Annotated in this window: 11 protein-coding genes; 5 read left to right on the forward strand and 6 right to left on the reverse strand. The window is 73.8% G+C overall.

Annotation, left to right across the window (positions count from 1 at the left end; translation table 11 throughout):
• Positions 1-89 precede the first annotated feature (89 nt).
• Together aceB and aceA are read right to left on the reverse strand one after the other, a co-directional pair.
• Complete coding sequence (aceB, locus tag ACFT5B_RS19105) at positions 90-1787, reverse strand: malate synthase A (RefSeq protein ID WP_386800770.1); 1698 nt, start codon at positions 1785-1787, stop codon at positions 90-92.
• Between the two features lie 50 nt (positions 1788-1837).
• Positions 1838-3196: an isocitrate lyase gene (gene aceA / locus ACFT5B_RS19110; RefSeq protein WP_386800771.1), complete on the reverse strand. Its 1359-nt coding sequence runs from the start codon at positions 3194-3196 to the stop codon at positions 1838-1840.
• Between the two features lie 180 nt (positions 3197-3376).
• On the opposite strand from aceA, the gene ACFT5B_RS19115 reads away from it, so the two are divergent.
• On the forward strand, positions 3377-4846 hold the full coding sequence (locus ACFT5B_RS19115) for a helix-turn-helix domain-containing protein (RefSeq protein WP_386800772.1): 1470 nt from the start codon (positions 3377-3379) through the stop codon (positions 4844-4846).
• A gap of 29 nt (positions 4847-4875) precedes the next feature.
• Here ACFT5B_RS19115 and ACFT5B_RS19120 read toward each other — a convergent pair whose 3' ends face one another.
• The 3 genes from ACFT5B_RS19120 to ACFT5B_RS19130 all read right to left on the reverse strand — a co-directional run bounded on the left by ACFT5B_RS19120 (position 4876) and on the right by ACFT5B_RS19130 (position 8653).
• On the reverse strand, positions 4876-6522 hold the full coding sequence (locus tag ACFT5B_RS19120; protein WP_386800773.1) for a class I adenylate-forming enzyme family protein: 1647 nt from the start codon (positions 6520-6522) through the stop codon (positions 4876-4878).
• Positions 6523-6636: 114 nt separating this feature from the next.
• Positions 6637-7890 (reverse strand): Na+/H+ antiporter NhaA, encoded by a 1254-nt coding sequence (nhaA, locus tag ACFT5B_RS19125; protein ID WP_386800774.1) that lies wholly within the window; start codon positions 7888-7890, stop codon positions 6637-6639.
• 88 nt (positions 7891-7978) lie between these two features.
• Complete coding sequence (locus tag ACFT5B_RS19130; protein ID WP_386800775.1) at positions 7979-8653, reverse strand: TetR/AcrR family transcriptional regulator; 675 nt, start codon at positions 8651-8653, stop codon at positions 7979-7981.
• Positions 8654-8743: 90 nt separating this feature from the next.
• Here ACFT5B_RS19130 and ACFT5B_RS19135 point away from each other — a divergent pair, with 90 nt between their 5' ends.
• On the forward strand, positions 8744-10147 hold the full coding sequence (locus ACFT5B_RS19135) for an MFS transporter (protein ID WP_386800776.1): 1404 nt from the start codon (positions 8744-8746) through the stop codon (positions 10145-10147).
• 27 nt (positions 10148-10174) lie between these two features.
• Here the strand turns inward: ACFT5B_RS19135 and ACFT5B_RS19140 are convergent, their stop codons facing one another.
• Positions 10175-11641, reverse strand: coding sequence for an amidase (locus ACFT5B_RS19140; RefSeq protein WP_386800777.1), 1467 nt, complete (start codon positions 11639-11641; stop codon positions 10175-10177).
• Between the two features lie 188 nt (positions 11642-11829).
• Here ACFT5B_RS19140 and ACFT5B_RS19145 point away from each other — a divergent pair, with 188 nt between their 5' ends.
• The 3 genes from ACFT5B_RS19145 to ACFT5B_RS19155 all read left to right on the forward strand — a co-directional run bounded on the left by ACFT5B_RS19145 (position 11830) and on the right by ACFT5B_RS19155 (position 15803).
• Entirely contained in the window at positions 11830-12471 is a 642-nt protein-coding gene (locus ACFT5B_RS19145; RefSeq protein ID WP_386800778.1) for a PadR family transcriptional regulator, read from the forward strand.
• A complete protein-coding gene (locus tag ACFT5B_RS19150) occupies positions 12468-14108 on the forward strand; it encodes an MDR family MFS transporter (protein WP_386800779.1) in 1641 nt (546 codons plus the stop codon). The genes ACFT5B_RS19145 and ACFT5B_RS19150 overlap by 4 nt, the downstream gene beginning before the upstream one ends.
• Before the next feature lie 300 nt (positions 14109-14408).
• A complete protein-coding gene (locus tag ACFT5B_RS19155) occupies positions 14409-15803 on the forward strand; it encodes a PhoH family protein (protein ID WP_386800780.1) in 1395 nt (464 codons plus the stop codon).
• Positions 15804-15854 lie beyond the last annotated feature (51 nt).

Genomic DNA, 15854 nt, shown 5'->3' on the forward strand with positions numbered 1-15854 from the left:
GAGTGCGTACTTCTTGTGCGACACGCCAGGCGTGTCGCACAAGAAGTACGCACTCACGGGGAGGGGGCCGGGAGGGAGGGGAGGGCGCGTCAGGCCAGGAACTGGTTGTACGCGGGGATCGTGAGGAAGGTCGGGTAGTCCTCGTCGAGCGCGACGTGCCGGAACACGGCCACTGCGTCGTCGACCCTGTTCCCGTCGGTGCGGGGCAGGTCGTCCGCGACCTCGGCGATCAGGGCCTCGACCCGCTCGCGCGTGATCGGCACCCCGGTCTCCGTGGTGGTCCGGTTGTGCACCCACTGCCAGATCTGCGACCGCGAGATCTCGGCGGTCGCCGCGTCCTCCATGAGGTGGTCGATCGCCGCGGCCCCCACCCCGCGCAGCCACGACTCGAGGTACCGGATCCCGACCGACACGTTCGCCCGCAGGCCCGCTGCCGTGACGCCCGTGGTGCCGTCGGCGGGCTGGGCGGACGCGACGTCGAGCAGGTCCGCGGCCGTCACGTGCACGTCGGGGCGCTGCCGGTCGAGCTGGTGCGGCCGGCCGTCGAGCACCGTGTGGAACTGCGCCCGCGCGACCGGGATGAGGTCGGGGTGCGCGACCCACGTGCCGTCGAACCCGTCGGCCGCCTCGCGTGCCTTGTCGCTGCTGACCTGCGCGAACGCCGTCGCGTTCACCTCGGGGTTGCGGCGGTCGGGGATGAACGCGCTCATCCCGCCCATGGCGTGCGCGCCGCGGCGGTGGCACGTCGCGACCAGGAGCTCGGTGTACGCGCGCATGAACGGCACCGTCATGGTGACCCGTGACCGGTCCGGGAGCACGTAGCGCGGCCCCCGCATGCGGTAGCTCTTGATCACCGAGAACAGGTAGTCCCAGCGCCCGGCGTTGAGACCCGCGCAGTGCTCGCGCAGCTCGTAGAGGATCTCCTCCATCTCGAACGCCGCGGGCAGCGTCTCGACCAGCACGGTCGCGCGGATCGTCCCCTGCTCGATCCCGACCAGCTCCTGCGCCAGCACGAACACGTCGTTCCACAGCCGCGCCTCGCGGTACCCCTCGAGCTTCGGCAGGTAGAAGTACGGGCCCCGTCCCCGCGCGACCAGCTCGGCCGCGTTGTGGAAGAAGTACAGCCCGAAGTCGACGAGCGATGCCGACGCCGGCTGGGGCCGCCCCGCGCGGTCCGTGTACCGCAGGTGCTTCTCCGTCAGGTGCCAGCCGCGGGGCCGGAAGACGATCGTCGGCAGGCCCGTGAGGTCCTGGCCGCCGTCGCCCGCGGTCACGCGGTACTGCTTGCCGGGCGTGCCGTCCGGCCCGGCGGGGCCCGTGAACTCGAGGCGTCCGCGGATCGCGTCGTGCAGGGCGAGCTGCCCGCCGACGACGTTCTCCCACGTCGGGCTCGACGCGTCCTCCGCGTCCGCGAGCCAGCAGTCGGCGCCCGAGTTGAGCGCGTTGATCGTCATCTTGGGGTCGGTGGGGCCCGTGATCTCGACGAGCCGGCGCTCGAGGCCCGGGGCGCCCCGGTGCCCGGCGACGGTCCAGTGGAGGTCGTCGCGCACCGGGCGCGTCTCGGGCCGGAAGTCCGGGTCGATGCCGTCCGCGACCTGCCGACGACGGCGCTGGCGCTCCGTGAGCAGGTCGTGGCGGCGGGCGAGGAACGCGTCGTGCAGGGCCGCGAGGAACTCGAGCGCCTCGGGGGTCAGGACCTCGTCGAAGCGTGGTCCGGGCGTCCCGGTCACGGTGAGCGTGCCGCTGGTCGTGTCGGTGGGCGTGGGGGTGTCGAGCGTGGTGGTCATGTCGGGCTCCTTCGGCGTCGCCGTCGGCGGTCGGTCGGTGGGAGGGGCGGTCACTGGAACTGGGCGGTCTCGGTGGACCCGGCGAGCGCGAGCGTGGCGCTGTCGGGGTTGAGGGCCGTGGCGACCCGGTCGAAGTAGCCCGTGCCGACCTCCCGCTGGTGCCGGGTGGCCGTGTAGCCGTCGGCCTCGGCGGCGAACTCCGCCCCCTGCAGGTCGACGTAGGCGCTCATCGCGCGCTCGTTGTAGTCGCGGGCGAGCTGGAACATCGAGTGGTTGAGGGCGTGGAAGCCGGCGAGGGTGATGAACTGGAACTTGTAGCCCATGGCCGACAGCTCGCGCTGGAAGCTCGCGATCTCGTCGTCGGACAGGTGGCGCTTCCAGTTGAACGACGGCGAGCAGTTGTAGGCGAGGAGCTTGTCCGGGAACTCGGCGTGCACGGCCTCGGCGAACTTGCGCGCGAGCTGGAGGTCGGGCTCGCCGGACTCGACCCAGAGCAGGTCCGCGAACGGCGCGTACGCGAGGCCGCGCGCGATGACCGGCTCGATGCCGTTCCGGACCCGGTAGAAGCCCTCGCTCGTGCGCTCGCCGGTCGTGAACTCCTGGTCGCGCGGGTCCACGTCGCTGGTCAGCAGGTCGGCGGCGAGCGCGTCGGTGCGGGCGACGACGATCGACGGCACCCCCGCGACGTCGGCCGCGAACCGGGCCGCGTTGAGCGTGCGCACGTGCTGCTGGGTGGGGACGAGGACCTTGCCGCCGAGGTGCCCGCACTTCTTCTCGGACGCGAGCTGGTCCTCCCAGTGCACGCCCGCCGCGCCGGCCTCGATCATCTGGTGCATGAGCTCGTAGGCGTTGAGCGGGCCGCCGAACCCGGCCTCGGCGTCGGCGACGATCGGCGCGAGCCAGTCCGCGGGGGCGTTCTCACCGCTCGGGTCCGTGGCCTCGACCTGGGCCGCGCGGAGCAGCGCGTTGTTGATGCGGCGGACGACGGCGGGCACCGAGTTCGCCGGGTACAGGGACTGGTCCGGGTACGTCTGGCCGGAGAGGTTCGCGTCGGCGGCGACCTGCCAGCCCGACAGGTAGATCGCCTTGAGGCCCGCGCGGACCTGCTGGACGGCCTGGTTGCCGGTGAGGGCGCCGAGCGCGGCGACCCACTCGTTGCCGCCGCTGCGCTCGGACGCGTGGAGCTCCTCCCAGAGCCGCTCGGCGCCGCGCCTCGCGAGCGTCCGGTCCTCGCGGACCGGGCCGCGGACCGCCACGACGTCCTCCGCGGTGTACGTGCGCTCGACGCCGGCCCAGCGCGGGTCGGTCTTCCAGGTCCGCTCCAGCTCGGCCGCGGTCTCGGCCTGGTCGCCCGGGCGGGGCGTGGGGCGGGGCTCGGGGCGGCGGGTCACGATCGTCGGGGTGCTCACGGTGGTCTCCTCGCGGTAGGTGCGGACGGTCCGCGTCGAACGGTGTTCTGGCCGAACTTCCGTTGAAGCGGCCCGTGAGACGACCTTCAGCCCTCCGCAAGCCTTCTCGGCGACTTTCCCGTGCAGAAGTTCTTCGGTTCTTCTGTTGGACGGAAGGCGTCGGTGGTGTGAGCATGAGTCATGGCAGTCGCACCCCTCACCGACCTCGCCGACGAGCCCGACGCCCTGACGATCGGCCGCCGCATCCGGCACCTGCGCACGCAGCAGGGCATGACGCTCGACGAGCTCGCCGCCGCCATCGACCGCGCGCCGTCGCAGGTGTCGATGATCGAGAACGGCAAGCGCGAGCCCCGGTTCACCCAGCTCCAGCAGATCGCGAAGGCGCTCGGCGCGACCCTCGACGACCTGTTCTCGACCGAGCCGCCCAGCAGGCGCGCCGCCCTCGAGATCGAGCTCGAGCGCGCGCAGCGCGGCCCGCTGTTCGACGCGCTCGGCATCTCCCCGGTGCGCGTCGGCAAGGGGCTGCCCGGCGACGCGCTCGAGGCCCTCGTCGCCCTCCAGCGGGAGATCGACCGGCTCCACCGCGAGCGTGCGTCGACCCCCGAGGAAGCGCGCCGTGCCAACACCGAGCTCCGCGCGTCGATGAGGGCGCAGGACAACTACTTCCCCGAGCTCGAGGACGCCGCGCGCGAGCTCCTGGGCGCCGTCGGGCACGCGGGAGGCCCGATCTCGCAGCGCGTCGCGTCCCAGATCGCCGAGCACCTGGGCTACTCGCTGCACTACGTGGGCGACCTCCCGCAGACGACACGGTCGGTCATCGACGAGCGCCACCACCGGCTCTACCTGCCCGGCGGGTCGCGCGGCGCCGGGTTCTCGCGCACGGCCGTCCTCCAGGCGCTCGCCGCGCGGGTGCTCGGGCACGCCGAGCCGCACGACTACGCCGAGTTCCTGCGCCAGCGCGTCGAGTCCAACTACCTGTCCGCTGCGGTCCTCATGCCCGAGGAGGACGCGGCCGCGCTCCTGGGCGAGCAGAAGGGCCGCCGCGAGATCTCGATCGAGGACCTGCGCGACGCGTTCGCCGTCTCCTACGAGGCGGCCGCCCACCGGTTCACGAACCTCGCCACCGCGCGGCTCGGCCTGCGCGTGCACTTCATGAAGGTCCACGAGTCCGGGGTGATCCACAAGGCGTACGAGAACGACGGCGTCCGGTTCCCCGCCGACCCGCTCGGCGCCGTCGAGGGGCAGCCCGTCTGCCGGCACTGGACCGCCCGGACGATCTTCGACGTCGAGGACCGCCTGAGCCCGTTCTCCCAGTACACCGACACCCCCACGGGCACGTTCTGGTGCACGTCGCGCACCCAGCGCACCGCCGACGGCGAGTTCTCGGTGAGCGTCGGGGTCCCGTTCTCCGAGGTGAAGTGGTTCCTCGGGCGCGACACCCCGCACCGCGACGTGTCCCGGTGCCCGGACGAGACGTGCTGCCGGCGCCCCGAGGGCGTCATCGCGGACCGCTGGGAGGGGCACGTGTGGCCAGCGCCCGCGCCGCACGCGTCGATGCTCGCCGCGATGCCCACGGGCGCGTTCCCGGGCGTCGACTCGTGGGACGTGTACACGTTCCTCGAGCGCCACCGGCCGCGCGGGGCGGAGTAGCCCCGCGCGGCCCGTGGCTGCCGCCGCACTCAGCCCAGGGCGTCCAGCTCGCCCGCGGCGCCCGCCTCGGACGCGAGCTCGGCGACCTTGAAGTGCATCTTCTTGCCGGTCGCCGTCATGGGCAGCTCGTCGACGACGCGGTAGGCGCGCGGCCGCTTGAAGTTCGCCAGGCCGGGGTGGTCGAGCGCGTGCCGGTCCAGCTCCTCCGCGGTCGGCGGGTCGGCCGGGTCGTGCGGCACGACGTACGCGACGACCCGCTGGCCCCAGCGCTCGTCCGGCACGCCGACGACGGCCGTGTCCCGGACCTTGGGGTGCTCGACGAGCACCTCCTCGACCTGCACGGGGTACACGTTCTCGCCGCCCGAGATGATCATGTCGTCCTTGCGGCCGAGGATCGTGACGAACCCGTCCGCGTCCCAGGTCGCGAGGTCGCCCGGGTACAACCACCCGTTCACGAACTTCTCGTCGTCGTCGATCCCCACGTAGGAGAACCCGGACTTGGGCGACCGCATGATCACCTCGCCGATCTCCGCGCCGTCCGGCGCGACCGTCTCCTCGGGCGTGGCCTTGCGGTCCGGGAGCACCTTGACGACGCGGACGTCGTCGTCGGTGCAGGCGCGCCCGGCCGAGCCCGCGTGCTCGGGCAGGTCCTCGGGGCGCAGGAACGTGTTCCAGAACGCCTCGGTGGTCCCGTACCCGTTGAAGATCCGCGGGGTGAGGAGCTGTTGGTAACGCAACGCGGCGGCGCGGTCGAGCGGCGCGCCCATCGTGACGATGCCGCGCAGGCCCGACAGGTCGCGCGGGCTGCGCTCCTGCTCGTCCGCGAGCAGCTCGAGCGTCGTCGGGGCGCCGACGAGGAACGTGATCTGGTGCTCGGGCACCCAGTCGAGGACGGTCGCCGCGTCGAACGCGCGCAGCGGCACCACGGAGCCGCCGACGTAGAAGACCGGGTTCGGGCCGCCCGAGTACAGGCCGCCACGGTGGAACCAGGGCGTCATGTTGAGGGTTCGGTCCGTCGGGCCGAGCGGGAAGTGCATGATCACGTCGTGCGCCGACATCACCTCGACGATCGACGGCAGCGACACCCCCTTGGGCATGCCCGTGGTGCCCGACGTGTACAGGCGGGTCGTCTCCTCGTAGGTCGAGAAGTCGTCCGGCAGGGGAGGCACGGGGGCGCTCGCGGACGCCAGCGCCTCGTCGAAGCCGACGGCGCCGGCGGGGCCGCCGTCGCCCGGCTCGCCCACGACGACGAGCGCCGGGGCGACCCCCGCGATCTCGAGCGCCTGCGCGGCGGCGGCGCCGAGCGTCGCGTCGTAGACGAACACGGTGGGCTCGGACTCGCGCAGGATGTGCCCGGTCTCGGCCGGCGCGAGCCGGAAGTTCACGGGGACGCCGACGGCGCCGAGCCGCTGCGTCGCGAGGTAGAGCACCGCGAACTCGAGCGAGTTGAAGAGCTGGTGGACGACCCGGTCCCCGCGACCCGCGCCCCGCTCCGCGAGCGCCGACGCGGCCCGCTCGACGACGGCGTCGAGCTCCGCGTAGGTGAGGGTTCGGCCGGTGGGCGGGTCGACGACCGCCACGTTGCGGCCGAAGCGGTGGACGTTGCGGCGGAAGCCCGCGTCGTAGGTGAAGTCGTGCTCGAGGTAGCGGCGGAGTCGTGTGGCGTCGTAGGCCATCGGTGGTGATCCCTCTCCGGGCGCCCGCACCGGGGCGTCCTCCCAGATAAGCCTCCTGCGCCGCTCAGGCTACGCCCGCGTAGGTCCGGCCACCGCCGGGGTCCGAAGACCCGGCTACGCCGCCTGCTGGTCGTCCGGGATGCCGTCCTCGTTGATGTCGGCGGGACGCGCCTGGCCGGCGTCGCGGCGCAGCAGGACGGCGGCGATCCCCGCGGAGACCACCGACGCCACGAGCACGGCGACCTTGGCCTCGGCGACGCGGGCGGCGCCGTCGGGCGTGCTCGCGTCGAACGAGAGCTCGGCGACGAGCAGCGCGACGGTGAACCCGATGCCGGTGAGCGCGCCGACCGGCAGCATGTCCCGCAGCCCCACGCCCGGAGCGAGGCGCAAGGGGCTGAGGCGGACCGCGAGCCAGGTGGTCCCCAGGACGCCGAGCGGCTTGCCGACCACCAGCCCGACCATGACGCCGATCGCGACGTGCGAGCCCAGCAGCTCGCCGAGCCCGGTGCCGACGACGGTCACGCCCGCGGCGAAGAACGCGAACACGGGCAGCGCGACCCCGTTGGCGATCGGCCGCCAGGCGTGCTCGGCACGCTCGGCGCGGCCGACGAGCTCGCCGTGGACGGCGCGCGTCGGCATCGCGAAGCCGAGCAGGACGCCCGCGATCGTGGCGTGCACGCCGCTCGCGTGGACGAGCGCCCACGCCGCGACGGCCAGCGGGCCGAGGAGCCACCACGGCGCGCGGCGCAGGCGCGCGACGACGCCGAACGCCACGACGCACGCGAGCCCGCCGAGCAGCGTGCCGATCGCGACGTGCGCCGTGAGGACGAACGCGATGATCACGATCGCGAGCAGGTCGTCGACGACGGCGAGCGTGAGCAGGAACGTCCGCACCGGTGCCGGGAGCCCGCGCCCGAACACGGCGAGCACCGCGAGCGCGAACGCGATGTCGGTCGCCGTGGGCACGGCCCACCCGGCGCGCGCGCCGCCGTCGTGGTCGAGGAGCGTCGTCGCGAGGTAGAGGACGGCGGGCGCGAGCATGCCGCCGACGGCTGCGAGCACGGGCACCGCGGCCCGGCGCGGGTCGCGCAGGGAGCCCGCGACCACCTCCTGCTTGAGCTCGAGCCCGACGACGAAGAAGAAGATCGCGAGGAGCCCGTCGGACGCCCACGTCCCGAGGCTGAGGTCGAGGTGGAGCGGAGCCAGCGCGTCGCCGCCGGGGACGGCCGCGACGATCGTCTGGTAGGTCGCGCGCCACGGCGTGTTCGCCCAGACGACGGCGACCAGCGCGGCCCCGAGGAGGAGCGCGCCGCCACGTCGCTCGTCGGTCACGAAGCGTCGGGCACGGGCAAGGCTGAGGACGGGCACGGGACCTCCTGGTGGCAGGCTGCATCGAGTGCCGACCAGACTTCCCGGCTCACCACGGGTCAGGCTACCGGGCGCGCGGGCTCCGGGCTCAGTCGTGCCAGGTTCCGAGCCACTCGTCCCACCGCGGCCCGCCGTCGAACGTCGTCCCGTCGCGCGCGGCGTCCCGCAGTCCGCGCACGACGAGCGCCAGGTACCGCAGGTGGAGAGCGTCCACCTGGGCGCGCGGGTAGGGGAGCGGGGGGCGCAGGTGCACGAGGAGCTGCATGACGTCGGCCGTGGTGAAACCGTCCGGCACGCGGGCCGCCTCGCGGTCGTGGGCGACGAGCCGCTCGAGCGCGGCGCGCAGCTCGTCGGAGGCCTCGGCGAGCTCGGGGGAGAGGGGGCGTCCGCTGCCGGTCGGGCGCAGCAGGGGGCCCCGCGCGCCGGTGATGTGTCCCGCGACGAACGTCTCGACGGCGCCGGGCTCGTCGGGCGTCGGCGGCGCGGCGTCGTGGGCGTCGGCGATGCCCGCGGCGAGGCGCGCGACCTCGCGGACGCCCTCGAGCCGGAGCGCCTCGACGAGCGCGTCCTTGGTGGGGTAGCGGCGGTAGACCGACCCGACCCCGACCCCGGCCCGCCGCGCGATGTCGGCCATCGAGGCCGCGTCGCCCTGCTCGGAGAAGATCTCGCGTGCCGCGTCGAGGACCGCCGTGTCGTTGGCGCGCGCCTCGCGGAGGCGACCGGGAAGGGCGCTGGGCGCGGCGGCGTCGTCGGGGGCGGACATGTGCTCACGGTAACCGGTCCGTGGCTGCTATCCTCAATCGGAACGGAGCGTCCGTTCCGATTGAGATGCACCGAGAGAGCGAGACCCGCCGTGCCCCCCACCTTGCCCGCCGAGACCCGGTCGACCACCCGACGCCCCGGCCTCGTCACGTTCGCGCTCAGCGCGGTCGTGCTCTCGTTCTCGCTCATGCAGACGCTCGTCGTCCCCGCGCTGCCCACGATCGGGAGCGACCTCGGCGCGAGCTCGCAGGGGACCGGGTGGATCCTCACGGCCTTCCTGCTCGCGGGCGCCGTCCTGGCGCCCGTCGTCGGGAACCTCGGCGACCGGGTCGGGCACCGCAAGGTCCTGCTCGGAACGGTCGGCGTCTTCGTCGTGGCGACGCTGCTCGCCGCCGTCGCGCCGAACCTCGCCGTCCTGCTCGGCGCCCGCGTGCTCCAGGGCGTCAGCACCGCGACCTTCCCGCTCGCGCTCGCGCTCGCCCGGCAGGTCCTCGCCGGCCCCCGGCTGGCCGCGGCGTTCGGCTGGATCGCCGGGATGATCGGGCTCGGAGCGGGCGCCGCGCTCGTGCTGGGCGGGCTGATCGTCGAGGCGCTGTCGTGGCGGTGGATCTTCGTGCTGGCAGCCGTCCTGATCGCCGTCGCCGGCGCGACGGTCGCCGCCTGGGTCCCCGCGGGCACCGCGCCCGTCGTCGTCCGGCGCACCGACTGGGCCGGGATCGCGCTCCTCGCCACCGGCCTCGTCGGTGTCCTGCTGGCCGTCTCCCAGGGCGGGTCGTGGGGCTGGACCTCCGTCCGGACCGTCGTCGTGGGGCTCGCCGGCGTCGCCCTCCTGGTCGCGCTCGTGCTCGTCGAGCTGCGCCGGACGGCGCCCGTGGTCGATGTCCGGACGTTCCGGCACGGGCCGATCGTCCTCGTCAGCCTGCTGACGGTCGCCGTCGGGTTCGTGCCCTACGTCTGCTACGTGGCGCTGCCGATCCTCACCCAGGCGCCCGAGTCCACCGGTTACGGGCAGGGCATGAGCGTGACCGTGTCGGCCCTCGCGATGCTGCCGAGCGCCGTGCTCGTCTTCCTCGGCGGGCGGATGACGCCGTTCGTCGTCGCCCGGGCGGGGGCCGGCGTCGCCGCGCTCCTCGCCGCCGCCGTCATGGCGGTCGGGTCCGTCGGCCTCGCGCTCTGGCCGACCGAGCCGTGGGCCGTGGTGGTGGCGTTCGGCGTGCTCGGCCTCGGCAACGGCATCGGCTACGCGATCTGCGCGCAGCTCGTCGTGACGCTCTCGCCCGCGGAGGAGACCGGCGCCGCGACCGGCCTCAACAGCGTGGTGCGGACCATCGGGTCCGCGTCCGCCGCGCCGGTCGTGGCGGCGCTCCTCGCGACCGGGACCGTGGCCGACCCGGCCGGCCCGTTCACCGAGGCGTTCTGGGTCGCGGCGGCCGTGAGCGTCGTCGGGGTCCTGGTCGCTGTCGGCCTGGTCGCTCGGACGCGCCGGACCGCCTGACCTCCGGGTCCCGCCGCGCCGGCGGCGTCAGCGGACCGGCGGCACCCGGCCCGACCACGGGTCCGCGGCCTCGAGCTGCGCGGACAGCGCCAGCAGGAGCGCGTCGTCGCCGAGCCGTCCGGTGAGCATCACCCCGACGGGCAGGTCCCCTGCGCCGTCGCCCGTGGCGGCGCCCTCGGCCCAGCCGAGCGGCAGGCTCACCGACGGGCGGCCGGTGAGGTTCGCGACGCTCGTCCACGGCGTGAACCGGGTCTGCGCGGCGAAGTCGCCCGCGGGGTCCGCGTCGTCGCGCATCGAGCCGACCAGCGCCGGGAGCTGCGCGAGGGTGGGCGTGAGGACCACGTCGAACGCGTCCCAGGCCGTCGCGACCTGTTGCGTGAGCCGCTGCATGCCCGCGACCGCCTGGGCGAACACGAGCCCGCTCTGCTCGCGCCCCGTGGCCCGCAGCCAGCGGGTCAACGGCGTGAGGAGGAGCTCCGCGTCCTCGGGGACCGGGGCCGACAGCGCACCCACCGACCACAGGGCCGCGAACGCGCCCCAGTCCTCGGCGGGGAACGGCACCGGGGCCTCGGCGACGGAGTGCCCCAGCCGGTCCAGCAGCGCGACCGTGTGGTCCACCGCGTGCAGGCTCGCGGGGTCCACCTCGGCGTCGTCCGCGATGACGGGCGTGTCGAGGACGCCGACCCGGAGCGGGCGGGGCGCGACGTCGCAGGCCGCGAGGTAGCTGCCGGCCGGGCCCGGGCCGCCGGGCGCGACGAACGTGTCGCCGGGCCGGTTCACGGCGAGCACGTCGAGGAACGCAGCCGTGTCGCGGACCGTGCGGGTGAGGACGCCGTGCGCCGCCAGCCCGACGCCGTCCACGGCGTGCGGGCCCCAGCTCACCCTCCCGCGGCTCGGCTTGAGCCCGACCAGCCCGGTGGCGCTCGCGGGGATCCGCAGCGAGCCGCCGCCGTCGTTGCCGTGCGCGACGGGGACGATCCGGGTCGCGACCGCGGCCGCGGCCCCGCCGCTCGACCCGCCGGCCGAGCGCGTGAGGTCCCACGGGGTGCGGGCCGCCGGGGCGACGTCGGGCTCGGTGTACGGGGGCAGGCCGAGCTCGGGGGTGTTCGTCTTGCCGGGCATCACGGTGCCCGCGTCGCGCAGGAGCGTGACGACGCCGTCGTCCACGGGCGGGACGAAGCCCCGGAGCGCCGCGGAGCCCGCCGCCATGGGCACGCCCGCGACCATGGTCAGGTCCTTGATCGGGACGGGCACGCCGAGGAACGGAGGGAGCGTGTCGGTGGTTCCGTCGCGGCGGGCGGCGACCAGGGCGTCGTCGGCGGCCCTGGCCTGCTCGTGCGCGAGGTCGGGCGTGAGGGTGACGAACGCCCCCACGGTCGGCCCGAGCCGCTCGGCACGCTCGAGCGTGTGCTCGAGGACGTCGGTCGCGGAGGCGTCGCCGCGGCGGAGCGTGGTCGCGAGGGTCAGTGCGTCGAGGTCGTGGAGCTCGGTCACGTCTCGACCCTAGCCGCCGTCCTCCGCGTGGCGGTCCGACGGAGCCGCGGCGTCCCCTGTCGGTGGGACGCGTGAAGGTGGAGGCTTGACGGAGTGGGCCTCCGGATCTATATTCCTTGAGGCATTATTCCGACCGGAACAACGAACGGCGGACTGCCGCACCAGACCACGACACCAGGGGGTGACCGATGGCTCGCCGTGAGCTGTCGTCCATCGCGCTCATCGTGCTCGGACTGCTCGACCAGGGGCCGCTCCACCCGTACGAGATCCTCCGGATCATGCGCAAGCACCGGGACGACCTGCGCGTCCCGGTGAGCGTCGGCTCGATCTACCACGCCGTCGAGCGGCTCGAGCGCGAGGGCTACGTGGTGCCGCTCGCCACCGCGCGCGAGGGCGCCCGGCCCGAGCGCACGACCTACGAGATCACCGACGCCGGGCGGGACGAGCACCGTCGGCGCACGCGCGAGCTCCTGCGGACCGTCCAGCCCGAGTACCCGGCGTTCGACGTCGGGCTCGGGCAGGCGGACGCGCTCGAGGCCGACGAGGTCGTGGCGCTCCTGCGGGAGCGGCTCGACACCGTCCGGGACGAGCACGCCGCCTACGACGCGGCGCTCGGCTCGATCGTCGCGCGCGGCGTCCCGCGCCGGCACCTGCTCGACGCGCTCTACGAGCTCGAGCAGCGGGCCACCCAGATCGCGTGGATCGAGCGGACGGTCGCCGAGATCGAGTCCGGCGAGCTCGACTGGACCACGCCCCACTTTCCGACGCACGGGCTCGACGCCCACACGCACGACGACACCACGTCGTCCCCAGAGAAGGACCTCGTATGACCACACCGCTCGTCGACCTCAAGGGTCGCAGCCCGTGGAGCGTGCTCCCGCCGCTCGTCCTGGGCTTCTTCATGATCATGGTCGACACGACCATCGTGAACATCGCCGTGCCGTCCATCCAGAAGGCGTTCGACGCCGACATCACCTCGGTCGGCTGGCTCAACAGCGGCTACCTGCTGTCGTTCGCCGTCCTCATGCTCCCCGCGGGCCGCCTCGGCGACCGCTACGGCCCGCGCGGCCTCTTCATCGCCGGACTCGTCGTGTTCACGGTCGCCTCGGCCGCGTGCGGGCTCGCCGGGTCGATCGCGTTCCTCATCGCCGCGCGCGTCGTGCAGGGCCTCGGCGCCGCGCTCATGACCCCGCAGACCATGGCCGTCATCACCCGCGTCTTCCCGGCCAAGAGCCGCGGCGCCGCCCTCGGCGTCTGGGGCATGGTCGCGGGCCTCGCGACCATCGCCGGCCCGGTCCTCGGCGGCCTGCTCGTCGAGAGCTGGGGCTGGGAGTGGATCTTCTACGTCAACATCCCCGTCGGCGTCGTCGCGCTGTTCTGGTCGTTCGCGACGGTGCCGCACCTCGAGACGCACAAGCGCTACTTCGACGTGGTCGGCACCGTGCTCGCCGTCGGGGGCCTGTTCCTGCTCGTCTTCGGCCTGCAGGAGGGCGACACCTACGACTGGGGCACCATCACCGGCCCGATCGGGATCTGGGAGCTCATCGGCGCGGGGCTCGCGATCCTCGGCGTGTTCGTCTTCTGGCAGCACCGGCTGGGTGAGAAGGCCCTGCTCCCGCTGCGGCTCTTCCACTTCCGCAACTTCTCGCTCTCCAACGTCTCGGCGTTCATGATCTCGTTCGCGATGCTCGGGATCTTCTTCCCGTTGACGATCTTCCTGCAGTCGATCCTCGGGCTCAGCCCCCTGCACGCGGCGCTCGTCAACCTCCCCGCGTCGCTGCTGTCGGGCGTCGTGGCGCCGTTCGCGGGCCGCCTCTCGGACCGGATCAACGGCAAGTGGGTCGTCGCGGCGGGCTTCGGTTTCATCGCCCTCTCGCTCGTGCTCGTGTACAGCGTGCTCTCACCGGACGTCTCCGAGGCCACGCTCATCTGGTGCATGATCCCGTTCGGGTTCGGTACCGGGCTCGTGTTCTCGCCGATGGTCAACCTCGCCACCGCGGGCCTCGACCACCGCACCGCCGGCGCGGGCGCGGGCGCGTTCAACACCATCCGCCAGGTCGGCAGCGTGGTGGGCTCCGCGGCGATCGTCGCGATGCTCACCGGGCGCCTGACGACCACCATCCCCGACGCCGCGCGCAGCGTCGCCGGCACCCTGCCGGCCGACCTGCAGCAGCCGTTCGCGAAGGTGTTCTCCGGCGGGAACCTGTCCGCCGACAGCATCCAGCAGGGCTTCCAGCCGCCCGCCGGGGTCACCGGCGACGCCGCCCGCCAGATCGGCGCGGCCGCCCAGCAGGCCGTGGGCGACGGGTTCACGGTGGCCGTCAAGGACACGCTGCTCCTCGTCGTCGCGGCGCTCGTCGTGGGCGGCGTCGCCGCGCTGTTCATGTCGCCGACGCGGCGCAAGGAGGCGGCAGGCGCCCCCGAGGCCGGCGCGGGGGAGTCCGCAGAGGAGCCCGCCGCCGTCTGACCTGCGGCGTCGTCCCCACGGCCCGGTCCCGCGCCTGCGGGGCCGGGCCGTCGGCTCGTGGGGCGTCGCCGTCGGCGCCTGGGACGTCCGGGTTAACTTCTCGTGACCGGTCCGCGACGCGCGGGCGTTCATCGCGACGGCACGAATGACACGGGCGTAGTTTGCCGACATGGGCGACGCTTCGTCGCCCACGGGAGGCCAGCCCATGAAGCGTGCTCCGCGAGCTCTCGCGGTTCAGGCGCGGGAGGGCCGGTCCCGGCCCGACGGCGTCGGGCACGGGCCGGCCGACCGCGGACCCGCATGAGGGAGCCTGCCGTGGACCAGACCTCGCCCGCCACGACGGAGAAGTTCAGCTCGACGGAAGCGCACGACGCGCCGGACGGTCGCCGGACGTTCGTGCTCGACACGTCGGTCCTTCTGTCCGACCCCCGCGCGATGCTTCGCTTCGCCGAGCACGACGTCGTCCTCCCGATCGTCGTGATCACCGAGCTCGAGGCCAAGCGGCACCACGCCGAGCTCGGCTACTTCGCCCGCAGCGCCCTCCGGCTCCTCGACGACCTGAGGGTCAAGAACGGTCGCCTCGACGCGCCCATCCCCGTCGGCGACGTCGGCGGGACCCTGCGCGTCGAGCTCAACCACACCGACCCCGCGGTCCTGCCCGCCGGCTTCCGGCTCGGCGACAACGACACACGGATCCTTTCGGTGGCGGCGAACCTCGCTGCCGAAGGCGCCGTCGTCACCGTCGTCTCCAAGGACCTGCCCATGCGGGTCAAGGCGTCCGCGGTCGGGCTCCGTGCGGAGGAGTACCGTGCCGAGCTCGCCGTCGACTCCGGCTGGACCGGCATGGCCGAGCTCGACCTGTCCGACGAGCAGATGGCCCACCTGTGGGAGGCCGAGTCGGTCGAGCTCGCGTCGCTCGACCCCACGACGGTCGAGGACGCCGCACCCCTCCACTGCCACACGGGACTCGTCCTGCACAGCCCGCGCGGCTCCGCCCTCGGGCGGGTCACCGCCGACAAGCACGTCCAGCTCGTCCGCGGGGACCAGGACGTCTTCGGTCTGCACGGCCGCTCCGCGGAGCAGCGGGTCGCGATCGACCTGCTGCTCGACGAGGCGATCGGCATCGTGTCGCTCGGCGGGCGCGCCGGGACCGGCAAGTCCGCGCTGGCCCTGTGCGCGGGCCTCGAGGCCGTCCTCGAGCGCGGCCAGCACCGCAAGGTCATGGTCTTCCGGCCGCTCTACGCGGTCGGCGGCCAGGAGCTCGGGTACCTGCCCGGCACCGAGAACGAGAAGATGAACCCCTGGGCGCAGGCCGTCTTCGACACGCTCGGCGCGCTGGTCTCGCGCGAGGTCGTCGAGGAGGTCCTCGACCGCGACCTCCTCGAGGTCCTGCCCCTCACGCACATCCGTGGGCGGTCCCTGCACGACGCGTTCGTCATCGTCGACGAGGCCCAGTCCCTCGAGCGCAACGTCCTGCTCACCGTGCTCTCGCGGATCGGGCAGAGCTCGCGCGTCGTCCTCACGCACGACGTCGCGCAGCGCGACAACCTCCGGGTCGGCCGGCACGACGGCGTCGCCGCGGTGATCGAGTCGCTCAAGGGTCACCCGCTGTTCGCGCACGTCACGCTGACGCGGTCCGAGCGGTCGGCCGTGGCCGCGCTCGTCACCGAGATGCTGGAGCAGATCGAGGTTTGACCCGCCCCGCACTCCTGCCGAACACGGGATCCGCGCCCGTCAGCTCGCGCT

Origin of the sequence: Luteimicrobium sp. NPDC057192 (assembly GCF_042670205.1) — a bacterium.
Lineage (GTDB): Bacteria > Actinomycetota > Actinomycetes > Actinomycetales > Cellulomonadaceae > Luteimicrobium.